This is a genomic window from Pelagimonas sp. (assembly GCF_050633425.1).
GTDB lineage: Bacteria > Pseudomonadota > Alphaproteobacteria > Rhodobacterales > Rhodobacteraceae > Pelagimonas.
This window is the reverse complement of sequence record NZ_JBOEGM010000008.1, coordinates 346071-371756: the sequence shown is the minus strand read 5'-3', so window position 1 is coordinate 371756 and position 25686 is coordinate 346071. Positions and strand designations below refer to the sequence as shown.

Sequence of the window (25686 nt, the reverse complement as noted above, 5' to 3'; positions counted from 1 at the left end):
AGAGGGGATCGCTATGGGCAAGCAGTTTGCAGCGCTTAACGAGGACCACACGCGCTTTATCGCTGAGCAGAAGATCTTCTTTGTTGGATCGGCGGCTCAGACCGGCAAGGTCAACATTTCCCCCAAGGGTGGAGATTGTTTGCGCCTCAAAGGCCCCAACCGGATCATTTGGCGCAATCTGACTGGGTCCGGCAATGAAACCGCCGGTCACCTTGCGTTGGAGAACCGCATGACACTTATGTGGTGTGGTTTTGAAAAACGTCCCATTATCTTGCGCTGTTACGGCACCGCGCAGGTGTTTCATGCACGAGATGCCCAGTTTGATGCCCTAAACGCCGAGTTCAAAGAAGATGTCGGCGCGCGTCAAATCTACGACATGACCATCGAAATGGTTCAAACATCCTGCGGATATGCGGTGCCGATGTTCGATTACCAACAAGATCGCACTGTGCTTGAGGATTGGTCCAAGGGCAAAGGTCGGGACGGCATCGATGCCTATTGGCAAGACCGCAATACCAAAACACTCGATGGATTTGAAACATATGTGGTCGACAATGACGCTTGATGATGCATTGAGCGCATTGCGTGCCAATATCGAACCGGGACGCGCCGAAGGAAGCGCGGCCTATCACAAGGTGGCGCGCGAGTATCTCGGAGTTCCAAACCCTGCGATCAACGATCTGACCAAGGCTTGGCGTCAGACCTTAGATCTCCAAACCCGCGTTTCTTTGGCGTCAGAGCTTTGGGACACGAACATCCATGAGGCTCGCATCGCGGCGGCCAAATTGCTCACTCAGGCCCGCATCAGACCAGATCAAGACGTTTGGGCGTTGATCAAGGCATGGGTCCCGCAATTCGATGCCTGGGCCATTGCCGATCATGCTTGTTCTGCGGGGGCGAAACGGCTTGTGGCCGATCCATCCCGTCTGGATGAGATTGAGGCGTGGACCGTGTCCGACCATATGTGGACACGACGCGCCGCTTTGGTGATCACACTTCCTTGGACCAAACAAAATTTCCCATCAGAGCAAGATCTGGAAATCCGGGATCGCGTTTTGGAATGGGCGGGCGGATATGTGCAGGACAAGGATTGGTTTATCCAGAAAGCTGTTGCGTGGTGGGTACGCGATTTGTCAAAACACGACCCCGCGCGCAGCCGGGCCTTTTTGGAACTGCACAGCGCAAAGATGAAAACTTTTGCTGTGAAAGAGGCTGGAAAACACCTGCCCTAGGTCGCCGGACTTATAACACAAGCTTAAACCAACTGTCTGAGACCACTGGACAAGCAGCGATTGGAGATCGCCTGTTTTGTCTTTTTGCAACCTAAACGGTCCTTGTCGTTTCCAGAACGGTCCTGGAAATTACTGGACGTTACTGGCTCGAGAAGACTTGGATCGTAGGCAAATCGGTCAACGGTGCCTCGATCAAACGCATGGCAGCCAAGGAAATTCTGCTCCCGGCGGTGCTTGGCCCGTCGATCGGGATCAACTCAACCTGCGCTGACAGGCCTGACGTTGGGAAAAACACCCGCCCGGATGTGGGGGTCGAGACCAACGGCGTTTCAAGCCAGAACCCCGGCTTGGTAGGATCTCCGAGGCTTGCCACAGTATCACCCAGGCTCTTTTCCGTGCTGGGCGCAGGCGCTGCCGCGGCAGCCTGACGTTCTTGGGAGGTGGTTGTGTCAAACTGTTCAACAGTTCGCGCAGAGGCCGCCGGCGCACGCGCAGGTGCGGTTGTGGCGGTCACATCAAGATCGGTCGGCCGCGCACGTGGACGCCGTGGCTCCCCGACGATTTCACCTTCCGGGGCTTCAGGACGCAGGCCTTGGCCCTGCCCTTCGCCAAATGGCATTTTGGCACAAGCCGACACAACAATAGCAAGACAGATTAGAACACAGACTCTCATAAACGCACTCTACGACCTTGGTCCGAGGGATACAATTCGCTGCGCACACTTGCTCAATTCCTTGCCGAGCGCTATCTCTTTTTCATGAGCCAGCCGCTAATAGACCCGTTCCACCGCCCTATTTCGTACCTTCGTGTCTCGGTCACCGACCGTTGCGATTTCAGGTGCGTGTATTGCATGTCTGAAAACATGACCTTTTTGCCGAAAAAAGAGCTTTTGACTTTGGAAGAGTTGGACCGGATGTGTTCGACTTTTGTTAAGTTGGGCGTTGAAAAGCTGCGCATTACGGGCGGAGAACCACTTGTGCGGCGCGGGATCATGACATTTTTTCAAGGCATGTCGCGCCATCTCGATAGCGGCGCTCTCAAGGAATTGACGCTGACCACCAATGGCTCTCAGCTTGGGAAATATGCCGCCGATTTATATGCAGCAGGTGTGCGACGGGTGAACGTTTCGCTCGATACTCTGGATGAGAAAAAGTTTGCCGATATCACCCGGTGGGGCCGTTTGGCTCAGGTTCTAAATGGAATCGACGCGGCGCAGGCGGCCGGTCTTCGGGTGAAAATCAATGCCGTGGCCCTTAAGGGGTTTAACGAAGAAGAGCTGTTTACCATCACCGAATGGTGTGCCGAACGCGACATGGATCTGACATGGATCGAAGTTATGCCCATGGGCGATATAGGCAATGAAGATCGGCTGGATCAATATTGGAAGCTTGACGAGCTTCGCGCCCGTCTGCGCGAACAGTACACGGTCACGGATTTGCCTGACAACACCGGTGGCCCCGCCCGCTATGTCCGGCTTGAAGAAACCGGTCAACGCATTGGGTTTATCACGCCTTTGACGCATAACTTTTGTGAAAGCTGCAATCGGGTGCGCCTGACCTGTACGGGTGAACTGTTTATGTGTCTTGGCCAGGAAGACAACGCGGATTTGCGCAGTGCCCTACGCAACCATCCCGATTCAGAGGCCCCGCTAGAAGAGGCCATCCGCTCGGCGATCCTGCTCAAACCCAAGGGCCATGATTTCGACTATTCGCGCCAAGCGGTCGATGGGAAAATGTCACGTCATATGAGCCATACCGGCGGCTAGTGTTTTTCACCTCTTTCTAGAAAATGTTAGCGGGATGGTTTTGTTTCGGTATTTTGTTCTGATTTTTCAAATTATTGGCGTTGTCCTATCGGCATTTCTAGTGATTGCAAGCTACTCCAATTCCGGCAAAGTTGAAGAATGGTTGCGCAGTTTCGCTGCGCAGTTTCACCATGAAAACGGTGGAACAGGCCGCAATTTCTGCTTGGGACAATGCCATTGATCAAGTCGAGGCCGATACCCGGCTTCGCAGACTTCAAAACGTGTTCGAAACCTCTGAAGCGCAACGAGAAACCATCGGAGGCCAAAAGGCCAAGGTCGTTTCCTACCTTGTTGATTTGGCAGCCAGCACCCACTGCGGTTGTCTTGTGGGACACGCGCAGGCGGCCCTTTCCTCGCCCTTGATCACCAAGGTGCAATCATACCAAATTGGCGATGAAACTGTGCGCGATATCATCGCCAACAAATACTCAACGACAATAGATGGGTTGAAACGAGATTTTCGGCGTTTCGGTTTGGTGAACCTGATGGTGTTGTCGTTATTGGTTGCTTTGGTTGGTTTCAAACAGATTTTCACCAGCAAAATAGCTGCATTCTCAGTCGCATTAACAGCCTATGTGGGCTGGGCGGTGCATGGTTATGTTTTCAACCAGAACTGGGTCACAACCATTTTGTTTCGAGACTGGACTGCATTATCCTATCAAATCGGCATGATTTTCGCGGGTCTGATATTGGCCGATTGGGTCTTTTTGAAAGCTCGGGTGACCCGGTTGATCGGGAACGCGGTTTCATCCGCATCCCCTTGTTAATCGTCTGTTATGCTAGGACGGCTGATCTGGCCGCCCCCAACTGCGGCCGCGACCCGGGTTGTTGATGGGCAGGATGTCGGCAAACCGCGCGCGACGCGCACTGCCAAATAGGCAAAGGCCTGCGCCTCGAGCATATCCCCATCCAAACCGACCGTTTCGACAGATTCGACAGGGCAATCGAGACCAACGGCCAGCATCTTCATCATCACCGGATTTTTGCGCCCACCGCCAGTCACCAAAACGCGGCTCGGCGGGCTGGGGCAATGCTCCATTCCAACCATCACCGCCGTGGCGGCCATGGCCGTCATCGTGGCAGCGGCATCTTGGTCATTCAACTCTCTCACCAAATCCAGCATCAGTGAAAAATCATCGCGATCCAAGGACTTCGGCGGCATTTTGCGAAAAAACGCCTCTTCGAGGAACAGTTCCAATGCCCCCTCCTCGACCGTTCCCCGGGCCGCCAGTTTCCCATCACGATCGCAATCCAAGCCCAGGCGTTCTGAGACCAAATCATTTATCGGCGCATTGGCGGGGCCGGTATCAAAGGCCAGCAAGGCACCCTCGTCTTCGGGTTTGGATTTGCTAGGATCAACCCATGTCAAATTGCCGACGCCGCCAAGGTTCAAAAACGCCAATGGTTCCTCTGCACCGATCCATTTCGCGCAGGCAAAATGAAAAAACGGAGCCAGCGGAGCCCCTTCGCCCCCCAATGCAACATCAGCCGACCGAAAATCCCAGACAACCGGGGCATCAAGCGACTGGGCCAGCGCATTGCCATCGCCCAATTGATGCGTTCCGCGCCCTTGGGGATCATGCGCCAGAGTTTGTCCATGAAAGCCGATCAATTCAGCCCCATCAAAACCCGACAAAACCTGCGCATGCGCCTGTTGGATCACCTGCAAAGCAGCGTCGGTATCATCCTCTTGCCAACGCCCAAGCGCGGCGCGCAGAACCGCACGCTGCGCATCGGAATAGGCCAAATACTCCGAGGCCCCAAAGGACAAAATTCGTTCGCCATCGGTTTCGATCATCGCTGCATCGACCCCGTCAAGCGACGTCCCAGACATAGCCCCCAGCGCTTTCACCGGTTTTGCCCCCAACATGCTCTTTCCCTCTGCTCAAACCTTACTTATAGCTTTGCGCGATATAGTAAGAGGCGGACACATGACCTACCATCCCAAATCGGACTTCATGCGTGTGATGATCGAGCGCGGCTTTCTGGCCGATTGCACCGACTATCAGGCGCTCGACGACGCGTTGGTCGACGGTATCGTCCCTGCCTATATTGGCTTTGATGCAACGGCCAAATCCTTGCATGTCGGATCTCTGATCCAGATTATGATGCTGCGCTGGTTGCAAAAAACCGGGCACAAGCCGATCACCTTGATGGGCGGCGGCACCACCAAGGTTGGTGATCCATCGTTTCGCGCAGATGAACGCCCCTTGCTGACACCCGATCAGATCGACGCCAATATTGATGGTATCAAACAAGTCTTCGCCAAATATGTCAGCTATGATGACACGCCCGGCGGTGCCTTGATGCTCAATAATGCGGAATGGCTGGATGGGTTGAACTACCTTGATTTCCTGCGCGACATTGGCCGGCATTTCAGCGTCAATCGGATGTTGTCCTTTGAATCGGTGAAATCTCGGTTGGATCGCGAACAATCGCTGTCTTTCCTTGAATTCAACTACATGATTTTACAGGCTTATGACTTCCTTGAGCTGAACCGTCGTTATGGTTGTTTGCTGCAAATGGGCGGCTCTGATCAATGGGGCAATATCGTCAACGGGATTGATTTGACCCGGCGGGTTCTGGACAGCGAAATCTATGGTTTGACATCGCCATTGCTAACCACCTCGGATGGCAAGAAAATGGGCAAGTCGCTGAACGGCGCGATTTGGCTGAACGGCGACATGTGTGCCCCCTATGAGTTCTGGCAGTTCTGGCGCAACACCACCGATGCGGACGTTGGCCGTTTCCTCAAGCTCTATACTGAGCTTCCGATTGAGGAATGTGATCGTTTGGGCGCATTGGAAGGTTCAGATATCAACGACGCGAAGATCGTTTTGGCCAATGAAGTCACAACTTTGTGCCACGGAGCCGAGGCCGCAGCAGCAGCCGAAGCCACCGCGCGCGAAGTTTTTGAAAAAGGCGGTGTTGGGGATGATTTGCCAACTCTTGAATTGTCGGCCGCTGACATTGGCGATGGGATTTCGATCGTCCAGCTGATCGTCAAATCCGGTCTGGCCAAATCTGGCAAGGAAGCCAAACGCCTGATCGCCGAAAACGGGGCAAAAATGGATGATGCTCCTTTGGCTGAGGCCGGGTTGGTTTTGGATGCAGCCGCTTTGGCCACGCCGATCAAACTCAGCGCCGGTAAAAAGCGTCACGCATTGGTCAAATTGTCCGACTAAGCCGCTATAGCGCGAATTGAACCACCGCTATCGCCAGAAATGGCAAAGACAGCAGCGTTGCCAAAAGCAGCGCTGCTGCTGCTGTTGGGCGTGGCCGAGAGTGGTCAAAAGTGATGTTTCGGGCCGAAATTGGGCGGGATCGGAGCAAAGAATCATGTTTCATGGGGCGTATTAACCATCCTTAAACTTTCTATGACGTTAATTTACGTCATGTCTGCGTTACGATTACCCCTGCCCCAATCCCCCGAATATGCCCGCGCCTCTGAAGCGATGGGCCGCCCGACCCGACTTTGCAAACGTGAAGCGCGTGGGGAGTTGCGATTGTTATGGCAAATTCAGTCGCGCAAATTCGGGCCGCTGGGCCGGGTTGATATGGTCTCACGCGGGCCGGTCGCCGCCTCGGAGGCGGATCGGAGCGGCTGGCTTGAACGATGGCAGCGGTGGCACGATGGACGGCCCTTGTTGCTAAATGCAGAAGGGATGGCCGCAGCGGATTTGCGGCGCGCCGGGTTTTGGCCCTTAATGACACCTGCAACACTGGCAATGCTGCCACTTGGCCCAGAAGACCAGATGCGGCAGGCAATGAAACAAAAATGGCGCAATCGTTTGAATCGCGCCCAAAATCATCCACTCAAGGTCACCCGTCACAATTTATCGCGCGACCACTGGTTGCTGAAAAGCGAGGTGGAACAGGCCCGCACCAAGGGGTATCGTGGCCTTCCACCGGCGTTTTCCGCCGCCTTTGGGTCAGCCAATCCCGGCAAAGCTCATGTCTTCGAAGCCCGCCATCAGGGCGCGCCTGTCGCCGCTGCGCTTATCCTTTGCCATGGCCCTATGGCGACATGGCAGATCGGACATTCCAATGATTTAGGGCGCAAATTCAATGCGATGAACCTTTTGCTTTGGACCGCCATGTGTTGGCTTTCTGAACGGGGGCATACCGATCTCGATCTCGGTATTCTCAATCGCGATGACGCGCCGGGTTTGTCACATTTCAAACTCGGAACCGGGGCCCAAGCCCATAGGCTTGGGGGCACATGGCTCCACCAAGGGGCGCTCGCCCCGCTGGCACGTCGGTTGCCTATGCGATTGGTCGCCTAGACTTTACTTGCCCCGCATCCATGTGCCGTCTGGCCAAAACGCATGAAAGGCAAAAGCAAACATGACATCATGGGCAAGGTTACGGCCCTGACCATCGCGCACCCGAACCGAGCCCACATCGCGCCCCTTGGCAATGACACCAGCATCCAAGGCCGAGGCCTGACCAGCTTCCCAGGACAACGACACCCCCGCTTCGGTAATATTGCCCTCTTGTGCCAAACGATCCATTGGCCACGCCCTGTCACCAACCCGAACCACACGCATCAGCGGCGCGATCCCATGCGGGGGCATTTCGCCTGAATAGAGGAATGGGCGATGCGACCGGTCATAGCCGGTATACGGGTTGCGGCCATAGGCACGGTTCCATGCGGGTTCCCCCATGACCAACCCATTGGGATTGCGGGCTTTGTATTGATCCCAGCTTTCCATCCAGCTCGGCAGTTGGCGAAGCTCAACCCCGTTCATATCGCCGACGATACCGATGCCAACCGCTTGCTGCCACCAGCTTTCGGTCTCGCGATCATACATCACCATGTCAGAGTTGCGCAGCTTACCCGACACCCCAAATGTCAGCACCTTGCCTTTGACCCGGCGATCAAAAGTCAGGCCGGAATTGCATAGCGGGCAGAACGTGACGGCCACCGGCGTATCACCAATTTGATCATTCACGATCTCATGCCAGGTCAGGTAGCGGATCGGATAGGTGCGCGGACGCTCACCTTCAATCTCAACCGTGATCACCGGTTCATTTCCGGCAATGGTGGTTTCCTGATCCACCGTAAAGAACTGTGGGTCACTCAGCGCAGGAATGCCGTCTTTGGGCGGACCGCCCGACATGATCTCAACCCAGTTTGGAATACTGGTGTTTTCAAAATCGGTATTTGGCCATTCGTGTTTCCAAAAATCAGGATTGGCGAGACCGGCTGTCGCCAGAACGCAGAATTGAACACAAGCCAGAAAAGTCAAAATAAGACGCATGGGGCATTCCTCCTGCCCAAACCATGCCAGCCAAGAGGCCCTCTGCCCAGCCTCGATACGCAGATGTGATCTCGCGTTGCTCCCGCCGATTGGAGAGACGGGGTCTGGGGGTTTGCCCCCAGAAGCTGCGTGCTTTGAACGCAAAAACGACAAGAGCGCGCCCTTAGGCGCGCCCCTTTTGTAAAACCATGCGGTCGCGATCACGTGGTCGCAATCACTCGGTCTCAATCACTCGGTCACAGTCACTTTGGCCATGTAATCCGGAGCCCCGATCACGGAACCATTGCGCCCTTCACCCCGTTTGATGGCATCCAGCACGTCCAACCCTTCGGTGACTTTGCCCACAACGGTGTATTGACCATCAAGGAACGTGCCCGGCGCAAACATGATAAAGAACTGCGAGTTGGCACTGTCTGGGTTTTGCGACCGGGCCATACCGACCACACCGCGCTCAAAGCTGATATCCGAGAATTCCGCTTTGAGATCAGGCAGTTCAGAACCGCCCATCCCGGCCATACGCATGTCACCACCGGGAATGCCAAACTTGACGTCCCCCGTCTGGGCCATGAACCCGTCGATCACGCGGTGGAACACAACACCATCATATTTGCCCTCAGAGGCAAGTGTTGTGATCTGAGTCACGTGACCCGGTGCAACATCTTCCAGCAGGTCAATCTCAATCACTCCATTGGCTTCGCCAGCGACTTCAATCTTGAGACCTGTTGCATAGGCCGGTGCCCCAAGCAGGGCCAGGACAAAAGCAAGCTTACGCATCAGATGCCACCTTGACGCTGATCATCTTGTCGGGGTTCGCAGGCGGCTCACCTTTGACGATAGCGTCAACATGTTCCATGCCAGAGGTCACCTGACCGTAAACGGTGTACTGACCGTTCAAGAAGTCATTGTCTTTGAAGTTAATGAAGAACTGCGAGTTCGCCGAATTTGGGTTCGCCGAACGGGCCGCACCCAAGGATCCGCGCGCATGTGGAATCTTGGAAAATTCAGCTGGCAGATCTGGTAGATCAGAGCCGCCAGTGCCACAGCGGCGCGGTTGATAGTCGTCGCTATCCATATTGCCATGGGCCACGTCGCCGGTTTGCGCCATGAAACCATCGATCACGCGGTGGAAAGCCACCCCATTATATGCGCCCGAGCGTGCCAGCTCTTTCATGCGCTCCACATGTTTTGGGGCCACATCGGGCAGCAATTCGATGGTGACGGTCCCGCCTGTCAGCTCCATCAGGATTGTGTTTTCCGGGTCCTTGATATCGGCCATGTCTCTCTCCGTAAAAAAGTCTGATCCTCAGGTAGCCTGTGCGCGCGCCAATGCCAAGCAGACGTTGACCTCTGGCAAGGAAAGAGGCAGACAAACAGCAATTGGTTTGGGAGCGATATCATGGCCTGGAAAACCCTCGACGACATGGATCTGGCGGGTAAGCGCGTTTTGACGCGTGTGGACATTAACGTGCCGGTTGAAAACGGCCAAGTCACTGATACGACGCGCATTGAGCGTATCGCAGCGACGGTACAAGACATTTTGGATCGCGGTGGGAAGCCAGTTCTTTTGGCGCATTTTGGCCGTCCCAAGGGCGAACGGAACATGGATATGAGCCTTCAATTGCTCATTCCAGCGCTTGAAGCGGTTTTTGGCGCACCAGTGGTTTTTGCGGCCGATTGCGTCGGCCCGGCCGCCCAATCGGTGATCGATGCCCTGCAAGATGGTCAGGTTGCCCTGCTTGAAAACACCCGTTTTCACGCGGGAGAGACAAAAAATGACGCCGATCTTGCCGCCGAAATGGCCAAGCTGGGTGATGTTTATTGCAACGATGCGTTTTCCGCGGCGCACCGGGCGCATGCATCGACCGAAGGACTGGCGCGTTTGTTGCCCGCCTGTGCAGGCCGTTTGATGCAAGCGGAGCTCTCGGCTTTGGAAAGTGCGCTTGGCACACCGGAACGTCCAGTTCTGGCCGTGGTCGGTGGGGCCAAAGTCTCGACCAAGTTGGATTTGTTGGGCAATTTGGTCGACAAGGTTGACATGCTCGTCATCGGTGGTGGCATGGCCAACACATTCCTGGCCGCCCAGGGAATCGACGTCGGCAAGTCGCTGTGCGAGCACGAGATGGCCGACACTGCGCGTGACATTCTGGCGAAGGCCAAGGACGTTGGATGCGACATCATCCTGCCTTCGGACGTTGTTGTGGCGCGCGAATTCAAGGCGGGTGCCGAAAATGAAACCGTCGCCAATGACGCCTGCCCAGCTGATGCGATGATTTTGGACGCCGGGCCTGAGGCCGTCAAAGCGGTTCACGCCGCCATCGAAAAAGCCAAAACGTTGATTTGGAATGGCCCTTTGGGCGCTTTTGAAATCTCGCCCTTCGATACAGCAACCAATGCGGCAGCGAAATTTGCCGCAGAACGCAGCGAAGCCGGTCAGTTGATTTCGGTCGCAGGGGGGGGTGACACGGTGGCCGCGCTGAACAAAGCCGATGCTGCGGTGGATTTCACCTACATCTCGACCGCAGGCGGTGCCTTCTTGGAATGGATGGAAGGCAAGGAATTGCCGGGTGTCGCTGCGCTTGGTTAAGCCAACGTTGTTATGATGAGCAAACGCCGCCCCCTGATCGGGCGGCGTTTTTTGTTATCTGACGTAGATTACCAATTGCGCAGCTGCTCAATCGCTTCGGGCGAGGTAAAGGCCGTGGCGTGCCCTGCCCCGTCTCCGCCCTTGACGTCACTGAGATCGATGACGCTGATCGGCAACCCATCGAGGCTCTCAGCTGATGGAATGGACCCGAGACGATTGGGTTTACCCGTAAGAAACGCCGCCAAATCCAACGCCTTATCCCTTTGCGACACCATGAGTGTAAACGGTTTTGGCAACGGATCGATCCGCCGGGCCTGTTGCTTGAAAACATCTTCGTCAATGTCAGGACTGATCAGAGCAACAGCGGCGAGTTGTTCTATTCCGCGCCGGTTGCCCGAAATCGACATTTGCCGCAGAGTTTCCATCACCAGATGGCTGCCCATAGAATGCGCGACCAAGTACACCCGCCGTTTTCGCTTGGCCAATAACATCAACAGTTCTTCCAAACCGTCACGCGAAAACATCACGCTATCGCGGTCATAGGCATAGCCTTGCGGGCTCCCTGCTGAGGGCCAGGAAAAGGCAACCACAGGCAGCCGTGCCTGATAGTCATGGGCCACCTGCGCCAAACGGTAAATCGCCTCGGCGTTGTTCACGTTAAACCCATGCACAAAGAGAAAGACATCTTCGCGGCTCTCATTCAGGTCTGCAAGAAAGTCCGAAGATCCGTCATAGAGCTCTTGATTTTGAACGACAAAGTGCTTTTCCGGGTCGGGCTTGGCATAGCCTGGCCATTCGATTTGCCCCAGTTCATGCGTGTCCGGGATCGAAATATCCATGCGGGCAAAGCGCACTTCTGAGTTGCGGTTGTCGCCAAATTCCTGTCGGAAAAACCCTTGGGTGCTCACATCGCCTTTTTGCCGATTGGTCGCGACAAAGATCGGTTGGATCGTCTGCGCCTCTTCCAACTTTATGCCTTCTAGATTGAACGCCCCACGCGGTGCGCACCCCACGAGGGTGATGGTCACTAAGGTGAATACTAAAACCCGGATCAAAACGTGGCCCCGCTTGGTATCGTAAACAAAGGGTTATTCATCCCTATAGGTTTGGCAGGAATGCAACGGTTTTCAAACCGATTCGCACCGAGTTGAATCACTCTCTTTTCCCCTTGCGTGCCTTGTGCCACAACCAATGCACGCATCCATTAAAGAGATGTGATTTAGGGCAGTACTGAATGACAATCCGCTCCGCGCGCCCCTCTTTTGGGGTTCTGATCTTTTTCGCTGTGACGCTCAGCTTGTCGGCCTATTTCACCTTTGCCGCCGTGCAGGGGGATTTTGGGTTGTTTCGCCGCGCAGAAATCATCGTCGAAGGTGAAAAGCTGGAGCATGAAGTCGAGGAATTGCGGGCCGAAGTTGCGCGGATGGAAAATCTTACCCTGCGCCTGTCGGATGAGTTTTTGGACCTCGATCTTTTGGATCAGCAATCACGCGATGTGCTTGGTCTGGTCCGGTCAGACGAAATCGTCGTCAACTAAGCCTTAACTTTCGCAAAACAATCCAATTGGCTGCGCATTATTATTGCGCGCAGACTTTACGTTGCCTGTGGTGCGCGCTAGGCTCGCGCACAACCGAAGCCGAAATTGGTTTAACGTTAAACATCTTTTGGGGAGGAGACGGCCATGGCCGCGCGTAAAACGACTGCCAAGCCCAATGTGTCCGCCGAGGAGCTGACACGCTACTACCGCGACATGCTGTTGATCCGACGCTTTGAGGAGAAAGCGGGCCAACTCTATGGTATGGGTCTGATCGGCGGGTTCTGTCATCTCTATATCGGCCAGGAAGCGGTTGTGGTTGGTCTTGAGGCTGCTGCTGAAGATGGCGACAAACGGATCACCTCTTATCGCGATCACGGTCATATGCTGGCCTGTGGTATGGAGCCGGGCGGTGTTATGGCCGAACTGACGGGGCGCATCGGGGGCCTCTCAAAAGGCAAAGGCGGCTCGATGCATATGTTCTCCAAGGAGAAACATTTCTACGGCGGTCATGGGATCGTGGGCGCACAGGTGCCCTTGGGCGCGGGCCTGTCCTTCGCTGACAAATACAAGGGCAATGGCCGCGTGACCTTCACCTATTTCGGTGATGGCGCGGCCAACCAAGGACAGGTTTACGAGACCTTTAACATGGCGGCGCTTTGGGATCTCCCGGTGGTTTTTGTCATTGAAAACAACCAATACGCCATGGGTACGGCGCAACAACGCTCCACCTCCACACCTGAGCTATACACCCGCGGCGAAGCCTTTGGGATCAAGGGTGAGATCGTTGATGGGATGGATGTATTGGCCGTCAAAGCCGCTGGCGAAAAGGCGGTCAAACACTGCCGCGCGGGCAAAGGCCCCTATATTCTTGAGATCAAAACCTATCGCTATCGCGGCCATTCGATGTCGGACCCGGCCAAGTATCGCACCCGCGAAGAGGTGCAAAAGATGCGCGAAGAACGCGATCCAATTGATCACGTCCGGGAGCTTCTTTTGACGGGTAAACATGCCACCGAAGACGATCTCAAAGCCATCGACAAAGAGATCAAGGCGGTTGTCAGTGCCGCTGCAGATTTCGCCCGCGAAAGCCCGGAACCACCGCTTGAAGAGCTTTGGACAGACATTTACGCGGAGGGTTAAGCGATGGAACCAACTGTTATATTTGGAGCAGTCACCAATATTGAAACCGAGCCCGAGGGAACGGTTCAGTTTCAGATCAACCCTGATGCTTTGAGCACAGCTTACGACGCCGGAACAATGCTGCACCATTTGATGACCCATCTGGCCCAGGCTTTGGCTGAAACGGATCGCGCGCCCGACTACTTCACGGCTTTGACCGAGATGCAACGCGGTGTTGGTGACGCCCTAAACGATATGCTGGAGCAAGCTCAGGCTGCCCAGAACGGAGGACATTAATCATGGCTATCGAAGTTCTAATGCCCGCCCTGTCCCCGACGATGGAGGAAGGCACCCTCGCCAAGTGGTTGGTGAAAGAAGGTGACGCGGTTCAGTCTGGCGACATCATGGCCGAGATCGAAACCGACAAGGCCACGATGGAATTCGAAGCGGTTGATGAAGGGATCATTGGCAAGATTTTGATCGCCGAGGGAACCGCTAATGTTAAGGTGAACACCCCTATCGCGGTGTTGGTCGAAGAGGGTGAGGATGTGCCAGCGACCAGCGCGCCTGTCGCGGCACCAACTGCCCCTGCTGTGGTCGCCGCGGTGGCGGAGGCGGCTCCCGCAGGGGGCTCCGACAACGTCGCCCCCCTTGCCCCGGTCAAAGCCGAAGCGCCGTGGCCCGAGGGCACCAAGACCAAAAAGCAAACCGTTCGGGAAGCCTTGCGCGACGCGATGGCCGAAGAAATGCGCAGCTCCGAAGACGTCTTCCTCATGGGCGAGGAAGTGGGCGAGTACCAGGGTGCTTACAAAATCAGCCAAGGGTTGCTGGACGAATTTGGCTCAAAACGGGTCATTGATACCCCGATCACAGAGCACGGTTTTGCCGGGATCGGAGTTGGCGCGGCCTTTGGTGGGTTGCGCCCCATCGTTGAGTTCATGACCTTCAATTTCGCCATGCAAGCCGTTGATCAGATTATCAATTCAGCGGCCAAAACGCTGTATATGTCGGGTGGTCAAATGGGCTGCCCCATCGTGTTTCGTGGCCCCAACGGGGCTGCGGCCCGCGTTGGGGCGCAACATTCCCAAGATTACGCCGCCTGGTATGCCCATATTCCCGGCCTGAAGGTTGTGATGCCCTATAGCGCCTCTGATGCCAAAGGTTTGTTAAAATCGGCTATTCGCGATCCTAACCCGGTCATCTTCCTTGAGAACGAAATCCTGTATGGTCGCAGTTTTGATGTGCCCGAACTGGACGATTACACCGTCCCGTTTGGCAAGGCACGCATTTGGCGCGAAGGCACCGATGTGACATTGGTGAGCTTTGGTATCGGTATGGCGCATTCGCTCGCCGCAGCTGACAAACTTGCCGAACAAGGTATCAGCGCCGAAGTGATTGATCTGCGCACCTTGCGTCCGCTTGATACCGACACTGTCATCGCAAGCGTGCAAAAGACCAATCGCTGCGTCACTGTCGAAGAAGGTTTCCCGGTCGGTTCAATCGGGAACCATATTTCTGCGGTGCTGATGCAAGAGGCCTTTGACTATCTCGATGCCCCAGTGATCAATTGCACGGGCAAGGACGTGCCGATGCCCTATGCTGCCAATCTCGAAAAACACGCGTTGATTACCACAGAAGAAATTGTCACCGCGGCCAAGCAGGTCACATACCGGTAGGGGCTCCTCCTGCCGACATAATTCCGGTGCGAAGGGCTGACTTGTCTCTTATGCACCGGCCCACATTCTCAGCCTCCCGCGATAGGAGACGCCTATGCCGATTGAAATCCTGATGCCCGCCCTCTCTCCGACAATGGAAGAAGGGACGCTGGCCAAGTGGCTCGTCAAAGAGGGTGACACGGTTCAGTCCGGCGATGTTCTGGCCGAGATTGAAACAGACAAGGCCACAATGGAATTTGAAGCGGTTGACGAAGGCGTCATTGGCAAACTTCTGATTGCCGATGGGACGGCGGATGTCAGCGTAAACACCCCCATTGCCCTGTTGCTCGAAGACGGCGAAAGCGCTGATGACATGGCCCAAACGTCATCCTCAACACCGGCAGTGGCACCGTCATCAGCCACAGTTGCGGCCCAGCCGTCTCCCGAAGAGAACTCCGACAATTCTGCCGCCCCTGCCCCCAAAGTTGGCACGCGGATATTTGCGTCGCCTCTGGCCCGCCGGATCGCACAACAGCGCGGGCTTGATTTGACTCAGGTCACTGGCACAGGTCCACGCGGTCGAATTGTCAAAGCGGATGTTGAACATGCCGTTCCAGAGGCGCAATCGGCCGCGGTTCCACCCAGCGCCTCCAAAGCAGCCCCAGTCAGTCTGGCATCGGGCCCGTCCTCTGACGTGGTTGCCCGTATGTACCAAGATCGGGAGTTCACCGAAGTCCCACTCGATGGCATGCGCAAAACCATCGCCGCCCGCCTGACCGAAGCCAAGCAAAGCATTCCGCATTTCTATCTGCGCCGCGATATTAAATTGGATGCCCTGCTCAGCTTTCGCAGCCAACTCAACACGCAGCTGGCAACACGCGGTGTAAAACTAAGCGTCAACGACTTTATTATCAAAGCCTGCGCCAACGCCTTGCAACAGGTGCCTGCGGCAAATGCTGTCTGGGCCGGGGATAAAATTTTGCAATTGACCCCATCTGACGTTGCTGTGGCCGTTGCGATTGAAGGTGGGTTGTTCACACCCGTGCTCAAGGATGCCCATCACAAATCACTGTCTGCCCTGAGTGCCGAGATGAAGGACCTTGCCAGCCGAGCCCGTGATCGAAAACTCGCCCCCCATGAATATCAAGGCGGTAGTTTTGCGATTTCCAATCTGGGAATGATGGGCATCGACAATTTCGACGCGGTCATCAATCCGCCGCATGGGGCAATTCTCGCGGTCGGGGCTGGTGTCAAAAAGCCAGTCGTCAGCGAGGATGGCGCGTTAGCAGTGGCAACGGTCATGTCGGTCACGCTGAGCGTCGATCACCGTGTTATTGACGGCGCTCTCGGGGCCGAACTTTTACAAGCCATTGTCGACAATTTGGAAAACCCGATGGCGATGCTCGCGTGATGTCTGGGCTAGGTGCGCCTGTTTGATGTTTTACCCGCAATCTCCTTTGTGCGGGTAAAAAAACAGGAACAACATGAAAGTCAGTGCCTTACGCTTGGCACTTTGCCGGTGTTTTCGAATTTGAATTGTCCGTGTTTTGCCCCTTTAGGGCCGCTGAAACACCGATCTGATCGCCGCACTGACAACCTTGCACAGCGTCATGCCGAATGCTTGACCTGAAACAACATTTCAGTCGTGTCTTTCGGTTCAAATCCATCAACGAGAAAGAGCGGCCCAACAGCCGCCCTTATGGAAGAATAGAAGGCCTGAAAGGCCTTTAGGTATTGCTGCTTTAGGTATTACTCCGCAGCAATTGATCCATTTCAACAGATGGCTGATCGCATCCGGCTTTGCCAACAATCCTAGCAGGAACACCAGCCACAGTTGTGCAGGGCGGCACTTCCTCAAGAACGACAGAGCCGGCGGCAATGCGCGAACAATGCCCAACATGAATGTTGCCAAGCACTTTGGCGCCTGCGCCAATCAAAACACCATTGCCAATTTTGGGATGGCGGTCTTCTTCCTCTTTTCCGGTTCCGCCAAGAGTAACAGAGTGCAGCATCGACACATTGTCTCCGACAACGGCGGTTTCACCGATCACGATGGAATGGGCATGGTCGATCATAATGCCACGGCCGATGGTCGCGGCTGGATGAATATCAATTCCAAACACTTCGGAGCACCGCATTTGGAAAAAATACGAGAGATCCTTACGCCCTTCTTTCCACAGCCAGTTGGCGATGCGATGTGCTTGAATCGCTTGGAACCCTTTGAAAAACAGGAGGGGTTGCAAGAAACGATGACAAGCAGGATCGCGTTCATAGGTCGCCGTGATATCTGCACGGGCGGCCATCGCCAAATCTGGCTCAGAGTTGTAAGCCTCATCACAAATCTCTCGCACGATTTGTTCTGACATCTCGCCGTTGGCAAGTTTGAGCGACACCCGATAGCTTAGCGCCCGCTCAAGTGTCGGATGGTGCAGCACCGAATAATGGATCAATCCACCCAGAAGCGGTTCGTCGACCACGGCATCTTCGGCCTCTTGCATAATGCGAGCCCAGACCGGATCAATCTCCGCTAGTTTTGCACGTGTTTCTGCCATCAGTCATCTCCTTTGACCAAACCAAGATAGCAGATAGTGTTTCTGATGCGAAACGCAAATCCGTGATAATACTGTTCACATTAAATAATATGGCTGCGCCAGTGTTAGAAATTCTTACAAACGCTGTTGGGGACATCGTTGAAAAAGTGCGTCAAAAATCAAAAACTGGCATTCCAAATAGTCCCGATCGTCCAACCGGGGCTCTTGTGCCAAAGGCCGCATCATCGCTGCAGCCATTAAGGTTCCATTGCCCCAATGCGCATGGGATCGGCGAAACTTTTTTCGATACTTATCAGCAGCGGTGGCCTCTTTGATCAACATCTTGGCCAGCCGCTCCCGCGCGGCTTTCGGCACGGGCAATAAAGCCCGTGCCGCTGCACTTATATCGCCTGGTAAAACAGGTCTCATGCGTCACATGTCACAGATGCAAAGGGACCGGGACCAAACCGCGCCGACACCTGAGCAACGGTGATCTGATATTGGCCACTCACCCCATCAGTGGCTTGTTGCGACGCGCTGTAACTCCAGTTTGCGCTTGAAACTTGTGCCTCTCGCACAACAGTTTCACCTTGTTGAACACGTACCAGATAAGTCTCGGCATCTTCCCCCAACGGCACCTCAAAGCTTTCCCAGCTATCGCCATCAATGCGGGTCCGCCTGATCCAGGACACATCGATATCCGCCCCCTGCCTTGTCGCCGTCAAGTGGGCTGGGCTATAGGGGCGTAGACCTATACCATCGAAAGCAAACATTTGATGTGTATAGGTTTCATCATCATATGACCGACGCGCTGGACCGATGCGATAGTGGCGTGAGACACGCCGTTGAGCCGCTGCCAAGGCAATTTGAGCCGGGGCCCCGTCCAGCAACACGACCAATGACCCTTGGGGCCAAAAGTCTGGCGCAATACCATCCGTCCCAGCCTGGCCGCGCAAACGGTGAGACAAGAGCCATCGGTCTTCTGTCAAAAGCTCTGCATCTCGGAATTGCAAGAGTTCCCAATTGCCGGGGCTACCATCACCAATTGCCATCAGATTTGCCCCAGCAAGCAATGCGTCATCACTGACCGATTGCAGCGCCCCCGATAGCAATTGAACTTCCAGCGCCTGCCCACGATCAATCAAACCGGACCGTGCGTTTTGCAAAGGCGTTTGGGTGACGCCGACAACAGATTGCGCTGCAATAATGCTATTTAGGTCATAGTCTGAGTCTGTTGATGAATCATACACTGCCGCTGAGCCTGGCCAAGGATCGCCAGTCAGCGCCAAATGCGGAGCATGTTCGACTTCATCGCCGCTCATCAATGGCAAATCCAGAAAAATCGGGGTGACGGGCACCGCGGCTTCATAGGGTCTGATTGCGGCGGCCGCATCGGTGTAATCCGATGGCTGGTACACATCTGGCTCAATGCGCACCGCATCGACGATCTGATGATCCATCACATCGACACGATCAATCCGCGCCAGCGTAGGCCCCGATTTGGATGGAATGCGAATGATATCACCCGCGCCCAACTGAAGCTTGGAGGGTGGCAAGGCAAACCGGAGGGTATCACGCCCAACCCGTGCCTCGGCCAACCAGCGTTCCGCCGTTTGCAAGCCTTCACCGCGTGTCATCGTCAACGCCAACTCGGTTTCTGCCACCGCATGGGTTTCATCATCGGGCAAAATGGCTTCTTCTGCAGCGACTTGGTGATCGCCATCAGCTTCCACAAACCGAACCCGTACCCGTCCAGCCATTTCAGCTTCGCCCGCACGTGTTTCGGTGATGTCGCCCTCGACTTCATGGCTGAGCGCAAGATCGCCGTGATCAATGTCAACAGCCTTGAGCCCGTTTCGCATGCGGAAAATCAGTTTCCCGTCCCGCTCAATGGCATCAAACCCGTGAGCAAGCATCAAGGCCTGAAGTGAACGTCGCGCATCGGTGACATTGGGTTCGACGAACCCACGCACAACGCCAAACAGCTGTGACGTATCAATGTGCGAAACCCCTGCCCGCTCGCATATTTCGGTAACCACAGATGCCAGCGACCGAGCTGATGCGCGACCATTGAGCCAATGCCCGCGACGGTAGTTTCCACCATCCGACCACAGATCGCTATTGCCTGGGAACCACGGGAAGGGCCGCGCATCCCAAGCCCAAACAAAGGCGTTGTCCATGTCCAGCATGGGGCCGTCATACACCTCGGATTGAGGGTTATTTGCATCGTTGGTCCAATAGCTCATCATCGCACGGATGTATTGGCGCTGCATGGTTTCATCACGCAAGCCATTGGAATAATGCGGCAAAGACGACTCTGACGATTTTGGATCAAGAAACTTGTTGGGTTGGTTCGCCCCTTTGTTTACTGCAGCACAGCCCAACTCCGTGAACCAAATCGGCTTGGATTGTGGCTCCCAGCTTGTTGGCGTCTCCTCACGAACACCAGCGCGGCGTTCATGATGTGGGTTGCCCCACCAGTTGCGGATGTCCTTGTAGCGCCAAACCCATGGCTCGTTGTATTCCCCATCTGAAATGGGTTTTCGGTTTTGCGCGTCGCGTCCCTCAGGAGAACTGTAATACCAATCATACCCTTCGCCGCCTTCGATGTTGGCATGCAAATAGTCAACGTTATAGGTATTGCCCCAATCCGCATCAGCGTGGTCATCCCCGTCGCGCCAATCGGCCAGCGGCATATAGTTGTCGATCCCAATGAAATCGATCTCTTCATCGCTCCATAACGGATCAAGGTGGAAGTACAGATCACCCGACCCATCCTGCGGATGATACCCAAAATATTCGGACCAATCAGCCGCATAGCCGATTTTAACCTCATTTCCTAAGAGTGTTCGACATTCCGCCGCAAGCAATCTCAGCTGCTCAACAGCAGGAAAACCATTCGCGCCTCGGATCTGGGTCAAGCCGCGCATCTCAGAACCGATACAAAACGAAGACACATTGCCAGCAGCCGCGCATAATGCCGCCTGATGCAAAATGAACCGACGATAGGTCCATTCATCTGGGCCAGCATAAGAGACAGTGCCTTCAACGATTGTGAAATCAGCCGCCGAGGCTGTTCCAAAGAAATTGGCCACTTCTGCATCTGCAGCGGCGGTCAAATCCGGTGATCCGTCCTGACCTGGTGCAGCACTCAAAGTGATCCGTCCGCGCCATGGCAATTGGGGCTGATTGTCTGCGTTCGTCCAAGGATCGCGAAGACCGTTATTATCCAGTTGATCCATAAGGATAAACGGATAGTACATGACCTTCAGGCCCTGATCGGACATGCGCTGTATGGCTTGAATAACACTCGCATCCGCCGGCGTGCCTCCGTACACCACACGGCCCCCAGATTGAGGCACGATTTGCGCGTTCGCACGTTCAAGACCGCTCACGCTCCATGGCATTTTGTCGGAATCAAACTCAGCTTGCTCAACCTTGGGCGCGATTTCGCAGGAACCACAGCGCAAGTCGTTGCCAAACCAGCTCACTACAAGAGACGCTGATCCACAATTTGGCAACTCATCACGCAACTGGTTCAGCGACGTGTTAAAATCGGGTTCTTCAGAGGGCGAGTTTACGTTTGTAACCTTGCGACTTGGCGGGATTTGAAAACCCTGCGCCAATTCCTCGGGAATGTCGTAATTGTAGTAGGTTAAGTAAACCGGTGTGGTCGCCAGCGAGTATTCCCCGGTGCCGGGGATCATCGCCACGCCCTTGATTGCTTGGGGCACCTCATCGACATCGTTTAACTCGGGTCGCGTCACTTCAAAACTGAACTGAGGCACTCGGTTGCCAAAGGCTTCCAAGTGTAAATTCTCCATCACGACATAGGCCGTGCCTCGATAGGCGGGAACGGTGCCCACGCCTTCGACGGCTTCCATGGTTGAATCGGGCATTTGATCCTGCGTGCCATAGTAAACACGCATATTCAGGTCTTTGAGAGCCACTTCGGCTCCGTCCGCCCAAACCCGATTGATTCCGGTTATTTCACCCTCGCATAGCGCAATCGCGAGGCTGATGGAGTAACTATAGGATGTGACTTTTGGGCCGGGAGGGCCACCTTTGCCACCTCCAGATTTTTTTGAATGCTCGCGAAATTCGGTTGCCCAAATGACATGTCCACCGACACGCATCCGGCCATAAACCTGCGCAATAGGAGCCCCATCACCGGCCCCACTTAGACGAAAGCGTTCGATACGTCCCATCTCAATGGCGTCAGATCCTTGCCCCAGCAGCCTTTGATCCAAAGATCGGCCGATGGATGCCCCGATAAAACGGCCAACAGCAGTCATAGACAGTCCCAAAAGAGAGCCGCCCATTGAACTGCCAAGTGCTGCACCAGCAGCTGAAAGAAGGATAGTCGCCATCACTCGATCTCCAATGGTAGGGCAAACCGCGCGACGATGCGCCGTTCCCATGACGCGCCAAGCGCGCTTTCGATCACCCCATGCCCGCTATAGGCATGAATGAATGAGGCCCCCGCCCCAACTTTGGCCTGAATGCCGATATGCTTCGCAACTGCGCCTTCGCGCATCCGAAACAACAAAATATCGCCGGGGGCCGCGTTTTCGCGTGGTTTGGGCGTCAAATGCCGCAGTGCTGCGCGCCACAACCGTTCTTCCCCCTGCGGTTCGGACCAGTCCATGCTATAGGCGGGAACCGTCTCGGGCTCTGCGCCAATGGTTTCGCGCCAAACACCCCGCAACAACCCGAGGCAATCCGTGCCCGCCCCTTTGCGGGATGTTTGATGCACATAGGGCGTTCCAATCCACTCGCGTGCCGCCTCAACAACAAGGGTCATCTTCGGCTGCCTCCGTTTTGCTTTTTGGCGTGCGTGGGGTAAACCGTGACCCAGTCTTCCTCAGGAATGTCTGGAAAGCCCTGAAAGTTCACGATATTGTTGAACTTGAAACGGCAGGTATCCATGCGTTTGTCACATCCTGCAGTGATCCGAACTATGTCGCCCACCTCAGGCGTGGCGCGCAGCGGTTCCCAGATTTCGATGTTGCGCTGATCAACCGAAGCAAAGCGGTCGCGCTTCACCGATCCATACAGCCCTTTGGCCGGACCAGACATGATTTCCAGACGCCCGCGCTGAAACCAATCGGTTTCGAACTCGGACATGCCGTCAAACCCAAAGATGCGATTGTCGTCGATCCGATCAACAGGGGCTTCGTAAAAATACCCTGGCGTTTCAAGATCAAAGGTACAGCCGCGTCCTCCTAAAACCGCCGAACAGGGTTTTTGATACACACGTCCAATCGGGCGGCTCAGAGCTTCGGTCAAACCACGCAATTCGGCATGGAACGCACCACCACCACGGCGCAATTCCCCGATGGAACCGCGGAACATGATCCTGCGCGCCTCGACATTTTGCCAGTTCACCAGCCAAGCAATGACTTCAGCCCCGTCAAAACGGCCTGCCGCGATGTCTTCTTCGCGAATGGCCGCATCGCTTAGACCGCCCATAGCTTCGGTGTTATCGACCGAAAGCCCGGTGGCTTGTTGCAACGCCTTGGCCGAAAGACCGGTATCAGCTTTGAACTCGAATCCTTCAAACTCTAGGGATCTATCGTGATCCGTAAATCCAAACTGCGTGCCATCCTTGCGGATCACCGCCCAGGCGCGACAGACCGACCCAACGCCGTCCTGCAAATGCGCATGAAGTGCCTCTGCCCCCGACATCAGATTCGCACCTCAACCACTGGAACATCCGGCACCTGACCGGCGCGGAAACTGGCGACAGAGACATTGATCCGGTCGGTGTCAAAACGGACAGGCACGTCAAATTCATACCCCGCACTGATTTCAACCCCGGCAAGCGGCGTCTCTTCAAAGGTGATTATGCCCGTATCGGTATCGATCTCGAAATGAACCCCTTCACGATGCTCAACATCCTGCACCGCCGCAACGACCGATCCAGAAACCGGTTTTGTAATTGGACGCGCATAGGTCGCACCGCCCGATGTATAGTTTTTGATCAACTGGAAACTGCGTGTCACACCATCGCCATAGGCAATGACCTGATCGCCCTTGCCCGTGCGTTTAGACGGGGCGCAAGATTTGAAATCCGCCCAATCTTTCCAACGAAAGCCAAACAACTGCCCCTGACGGGCTTCGAAAAACGCAATCAGCGCTTCGACATCATCCAAGGACCGTAGCCCAAGCCCAGCATCGTAACGACGACGCGAATGGGCCCAAGGCGTGTTCCGCTCTTCGTGTCCACTTGTCAGTTGAACGATATCGGTCCGGCGCTCTGGCCCACCGACGGAGCCAAAGCTCAGATCCGCCGGGAAACGAATTTCATGAAACGACATACTATCCTCCGATCACCGATTGCGCGCGCCACGACCCAGAACGCGGCTCATCTGAGCGGCAATCTGCGACTGGCTGCGTTGGAACCCCTGCACATCCGGGGTGTGAACATTCATCACAACATTGACAGACCCACCGCCGCCGCCACCCCGAACACCCAGCTTGCCATCAGGACCGCGGGCCAAAGGCATAATCGCCTCAGGTCCGGCTTCGCCCATCAGGCCCATGCCGCCGCGCATCGGGAACGTCACCGGCCCGTTGACAACACCGCCATTTGCAAAGGGCATCACCCTGCCTTGCGAAAAGCTTCCGCCATCTGCAAAGGGTGAATAGCTTCCAAAAACAGCCGACGCGCCTTGGGCAATCATGCCGCCAATGTGGCTCGAAACCGGTTTGACCGCAGCTTTCCAAGCGGCGTCAATCATGGAATTGGCAACGGTGCGCAACGCGTCCGACAGCTTCATCCCATCCAGAACAACACCATCAATGGCTTTGGATACACCAGAACTCAGCGTACGCTCCAATTGCGCCGCTCCAGTCCCCGCCGAGGCAAAGCTGCTCTGAACCCGGCGCATTTCCTGGTCGAACTGTGCGGCAACATCAATCGCCCCCCCCAGAGAGCTTTCCAAGGCCTCGACCTGCACTTGCAGGTCATCGATCATCTCATTCTCGCTCATTTCGAACCAACTCCTTGTTCTCTGGCTGCGTATTGTCTGGAAAGGCACCCATCAGCTCATCAAGCCGCGACCGTCCCATTGGTTTGCTGCCATCCCCTTCGCCCAACATCAGCCGCAACTCAGCCGGGGTCAGATCCCAAAATTCTTGGGGACGCAGACCAAGCCCGCGTATCCCCGCTCGCATGAGCTCAGGCCAATCAAACCCCTTCATCCGCCTGCTCCGGCAACATGAAGGCGCGGGCCAAAAGCTCCGCCGCCGCGCGTGTGGCCGCCATCGGGCCACCTGCAATTTCGGCATGCAGCAAATCTTTGCCCTGCCCCTGCCATCCACCGCCACGCAATCCGGCAACGATCAACTTGAGCACATCACGTGTGCTAAAGCCGCCTTTTTCGAACCGTTGCACCAGTTCCACCAGCGATCCGCTGTCCAGCCCGGCTTCCAGCTCAGCAAGTGCGCCAAGCGTGAGCCGCATGACGTGTCGCTCACCATTGATGGTCAGCGACACGTCCCCCCTCCACGGATTGCCCATTAGATCACCGGCACCGCGATGAAGCTGAGCTCGCCCGCAGAGGCCATCGACACTTCGTAAGTCGCTTCGCCGTTGTGCGAACCGGAGTACTCAATGCTCGATACCTGAAACGCGCCTTCGACCGTGCCGAAGTCAGGGATGATCACTTGGAAATTCGGGGTTTCGCCATCGAAAAAGATCTGGCGCGCCCGCTCGTCGGTTTCGGCATCTTTGAACACACCAGAACCAGAAATGTTGGCAGATTTCACACCGGCCCCCGCCAGCAACTCGCGCCAGCCGCCTTGGCTTTCAAGCGTGGTCACATCAACCTGCTCGGCGTTAAAACTGACGCGGGTTGCGCGCAGTCCTGCCATTGTTTCGAAATGACCGTCACCAGACAGATCTACTTTGACCAGAAGGTCCTTACCGTTTTGAGCACCCATTGCCACTACTCCG

The 25686-nt window shown here is 55.4% G+C and carries 27 protein-coding genes; 12 read left to right on the top strand and 15 right to left on the bottom strand.

What is annotated here, in order from left to right; genetic code table 11:
- Window positions 1–13: 13 nt before the first annotated feature.
- Together ACRBB0_RS07350 and ACRBB0_RS07345 are read left to right on the top strand one after the other, a co-directional pair.
- Complete coding sequence (locus ACRBB0_RS07350) at window positions 14–565, top strand: pyridoxamine 5'-phosphate oxidase family protein (protein WP_431373759.1); 552 nt, start codon at window positions 14–16, stop codon at window positions 563–565.
- Complete coding sequence (locus ACRBB0_RS07345) at window positions 555–1232, top strand: DNA alkylation repair protein (RefSeq protein ID WP_431373758.1); 678 nt, start codon at window positions 555–557, stop codon at window positions 1230–1232. The genes ACRBB0_RS07350 and ACRBB0_RS07345 overlap by 11 nt, the downstream gene beginning before the upstream one ends.
- A gap of 139 nt (window positions 1233–1371) precedes the next feature.
- Here ACRBB0_RS07345 and ACRBB0_RS07340 read toward each other — a convergent pair whose 3' ends face one another.
- Window positions 1372–1905: a hypothetical protein gene (locus ACRBB0_RS07340; protein WP_431373757.1), complete on the bottom strand. Its 534-nt coding sequence runs from the start codon at window positions 1903–1905 to the stop codon at window positions 1372–1374.
- 84 nt (window positions 1906–1989) lie between these two features.
- On the opposite strand from ACRBB0_RS07340, the gene moaA reads away from it, so the two are divergent.
- Window positions 1990–2997: a GTP 3',8-cyclase MoaA gene (gene moaA / locus ACRBB0_RS07335; protein WP_431373756.1), complete on the top strand. Its 1008-nt coding sequence runs from the start codon at window positions 1990–1992 to the stop codon at window positions 2995–2997.
- 170 nt (window positions 2998–3167) lie between these two features.
- Window positions 3168–3803, top strand: coding sequence for a hypothetical protein (locus ACRBB0_RS07330; RefSeq protein ID WP_431373755.1), 636 nt, complete (start codon window positions 3168–3170; stop codon window positions 3801–3803).
- On the opposite strand, the gene ACRBB0_RS07325 is transcribed toward ACRBB0_RS07330, so the two are convergent.
- On the bottom strand, window positions 3800–4906 hold the full coding sequence (locus ACRBB0_RS07325) for an anhydro-N-acetylmuramic acid kinase (protein ID WP_431373754.1): 1107 nt from the start codon (window positions 4904–4906) through the stop codon (window positions 3800–3802). The two genes, ACRBB0_RS07330 and ACRBB0_RS07325, sit on opposite strands and share 4 nt — an antisense overlap.
- A 61-nt stretch (window positions 4907–4967) precedes the next feature.
- Here ACRBB0_RS07325 and tyrS point away from each other — a divergent pair, with 61 nt between their 5' ends.
- The gene (tyrS, locus tag ACRBB0_RS07320; RefSeq protein WP_431373753.1) at window positions 4968–6221 is read left to right on the top strand and encodes a tyrosine--tRNA ligase; all 1254 of its coding nucleotides are present in this window, start codon (window positions 4968–4970) and stop codon (window positions 6219–6221) included.
- A gap of 192 nt (window positions 6222–6413) precedes the next feature.
- On the top strand, window positions 6414–7322 hold the full coding sequence (locus ACRBB0_RS07315) for a GNAT family N-acetyltransferase (protein WP_431373752.1): 909 nt from the start codon (window positions 6414–6416) through the stop codon (window positions 7320–7322).
- 3 nt (window positions 7323–7325) lie between these two features.
- On the opposite strand, the gene ACRBB0_RS07310 is transcribed toward ACRBB0_RS07315, so the two are convergent.
- From ACRBB0_RS07310 to ACRBB0_RS07300, 3 genes are all read right to left on the bottom strand, one after another.
- A complete protein-coding gene (locus ACRBB0_RS07310; protein ID WP_431373751.1) occupies window positions 7326–8300 on the bottom strand; it encodes a DUF3179 domain-containing protein in 975 nt (324 codons plus the stop codon).
- A 228-nt stretch (window positions 8301–8528) separates the two neighbouring features.
- Window positions 8529–9074, bottom strand: coding sequence for a peptidylprolyl isomerase (locus tag ACRBB0_RS07305; RefSeq protein WP_431373750.1), 546 nt, complete (start codon window positions 9072–9074; stop codon window positions 8529–8531).
- Window positions 9067–9576, bottom strand: a complete 510-nt coding sequence (locus ACRBB0_RS07300) for a peptidylprolyl isomerase (protein WP_431373749.1) — start codon at window positions 9574–9576, stop codon at window positions 9067–9069. The genes ACRBB0_RS07305 and ACRBB0_RS07300 overlap by 8 nt, the downstream gene beginning before the upstream one ends.
- Before the next feature lie 120 nt (window positions 9577–9696).
- On the opposite strand from ACRBB0_RS07300, the gene ACRBB0_RS07295 reads away from it, so the two are divergent.
- Window positions 9697–10884, top strand: a complete 1188-nt coding sequence (locus tag ACRBB0_RS07295; RefSeq protein WP_431373748.1) for a phosphoglycerate kinase — start codon at window positions 9697–9699, stop codon at window positions 10882–10884.
- A 68-nt stretch (window positions 10885–10952) separates the two neighbouring features.
- Here ACRBB0_RS07295 and ACRBB0_RS07290 read toward each other — a convergent pair whose 3' ends face one another.
- The gene (locus ACRBB0_RS07290; protein ID WP_431373747.1) at window positions 10953–11912 is read right to left on the bottom strand and encodes an alpha/beta hydrolase; all 960 of its coding nucleotides are present in this window, start codon (window positions 11910–11912) and stop codon (window positions 10953–10955) included.
- A 206-nt stretch (window positions 11913–12118) separates the two neighbouring features.
- Here ACRBB0_RS07290 and ACRBB0_RS07285 point away from each other — a divergent pair, with 206 nt between their 5' ends.
- From ACRBB0_RS07285 to ACRBB0_RS07265, 5 genes are all read left to right on the top strand, one after another.
- Window positions 12119–12421, top strand: coding sequence for an FtsB family cell division protein (locus tag ACRBB0_RS07285; RefSeq protein ID WP_431373746.1), 303 nt, complete (start codon window positions 12119–12121; stop codon window positions 12419–12421).
- 144 nt (window positions 12422–12565) lie between these two features.
- Entirely contained in the window at window positions 12566–13561 is a 996-nt protein-coding gene (pdhA, locus tag ACRBB0_RS07280) for a pyruvate dehydrogenase (acetyl-transferring) E1 component subunit alpha (protein ID WP_431373745.1), read from the top strand.
- Between the two features lie 3 nt (window positions 13562–13564).
- Complete coding sequence (locus ACRBB0_RS07275; RefSeq protein WP_431373744.1) at window positions 13565–13837, top strand: hypothetical protein; 273 nt, start codon at window positions 13565–13567, stop codon at window positions 13835–13837.
- A gap of 2 nt (window positions 13838–13839) precedes the next feature.
- Window positions 13840–15216 (top strand): pyruvate dehydrogenase complex E1 component subunit beta, encoded by a 1377-nt coding sequence (locus tag ACRBB0_RS07270; protein ID WP_431373743.1) that lies wholly within the window; start codon window positions 13840–13842, stop codon window positions 15214–15216.
- 94 nt (window positions 15217–15310) lie between these two features.
- Window positions 15311–16606 carry a pyruvate dehydrogenase complex dihydrolipoamide acetyltransferase gene (locus ACRBB0_RS07265; RefSeq protein WP_431373742.1) on the top strand — a complete coding sequence of 432 codons (1296 nt, stop codon included), beginning with the start codon at window positions 15311–15313 and terminating at the stop codon, window positions 16604–16606.
- Between the two features lie 331 nt (window positions 16607–16937).
- On the opposite strand, the gene cysE is transcribed toward ACRBB0_RS07265, so the two are convergent.
- The 9 genes from cysE to ACRBB0_RS07220 form a co-directional block, all read right to left on the bottom strand.
- Window positions 16938–17747: a serine O-acetyltransferase gene (cysE, locus tag ACRBB0_RS07260; protein WP_431373741.1), complete on the bottom strand. Its 810-nt coding sequence runs from the start codon at window positions 17745–17747 to the stop codon at window positions 16938–16940.
- A gap of 404 nt (window positions 17748–18151) precedes the next feature.
- Entirely contained in the window at window positions 18152–22096 is a 3945-nt protein-coding gene (locus ACRBB0_RS07255) for a baseplate multidomain protein megatron (RefSeq protein WP_431373740.1), read from the bottom strand.
- Entirely contained in the window at window positions 22096–22530 is a 435-nt protein-coding gene (locus ACRBB0_RS07250) for an NlpC/P60 family protein (RefSeq protein WP_431373739.1), read from the bottom strand. Before ACRBB0_RS07250 ends, ACRBB0_RS07255 begins: the two co-directional genes overlap by 1 nt.
- Complete coding sequence (locus ACRBB0_RS07245) at window positions 22527–23414, bottom strand: DUF2163 domain-containing protein (RefSeq protein ID WP_431373738.1); 888 nt, start codon at window positions 23412–23414, stop codon at window positions 22527–22529. The genes ACRBB0_RS07250 and ACRBB0_RS07245 overlap by 4 nt, the downstream gene beginning before the upstream one ends.
- Window positions 23414–24046, bottom strand: a complete 633-nt coding sequence (locus ACRBB0_RS07240; protein ID WP_431373737.1) for a phage distal tail protein, Rcc01695 family — start codon at window positions 24044–24046, stop codon at window positions 23414–23416. Before ACRBB0_RS07240 ends, ACRBB0_RS07245 begins: the two co-directional genes overlap by 1 nt.
- Window positions 24047–24058: 12 nt before the next feature.
- Window positions 24059–24721 carry a phage tail tape measure protein gene (locus tag ACRBB0_RS07235; protein ID WP_431373736.1) on the bottom strand — a complete coding sequence of 221 codons (663 nt, stop codon included), beginning with the start codon at window positions 24719–24721 and terminating at the stop codon, window positions 24059–24061.
- Window positions 24708–24932, bottom strand: coding sequence for a rcc01693 family protein (locus ACRBB0_RS07230; protein ID WP_431373735.1), 225 nt, complete (start codon window positions 24930–24932; stop codon window positions 24708–24710). Before ACRBB0_RS07230 ends, ACRBB0_RS07235 begins: the two co-directional genes overlap by 14 nt.
- Window positions 24919–25251: a gene transfer agent family protein gene (locus ACRBB0_RS07225; protein WP_431373734.1), complete on the bottom strand. Its 333-nt coding sequence runs from the start codon at window positions 25249–25251 to the stop codon at window positions 24919–24921. The genes ACRBB0_RS07230 and ACRBB0_RS07225 overlap by 14 nt, the downstream gene beginning before the upstream one ends.
- Entirely contained in the window at window positions 25251–25673 is a 423-nt protein-coding gene (locus tag ACRBB0_RS07220; RefSeq protein WP_431373733.1) for a phage major tail protein, TP901-1 family, read from the bottom strand. Before ACRBB0_RS07220 ends, ACRBB0_RS07225 begins: the two co-directional genes overlap by 1 nt.
- Window positions 25674–25686 lie beyond the last annotated feature (13 nt).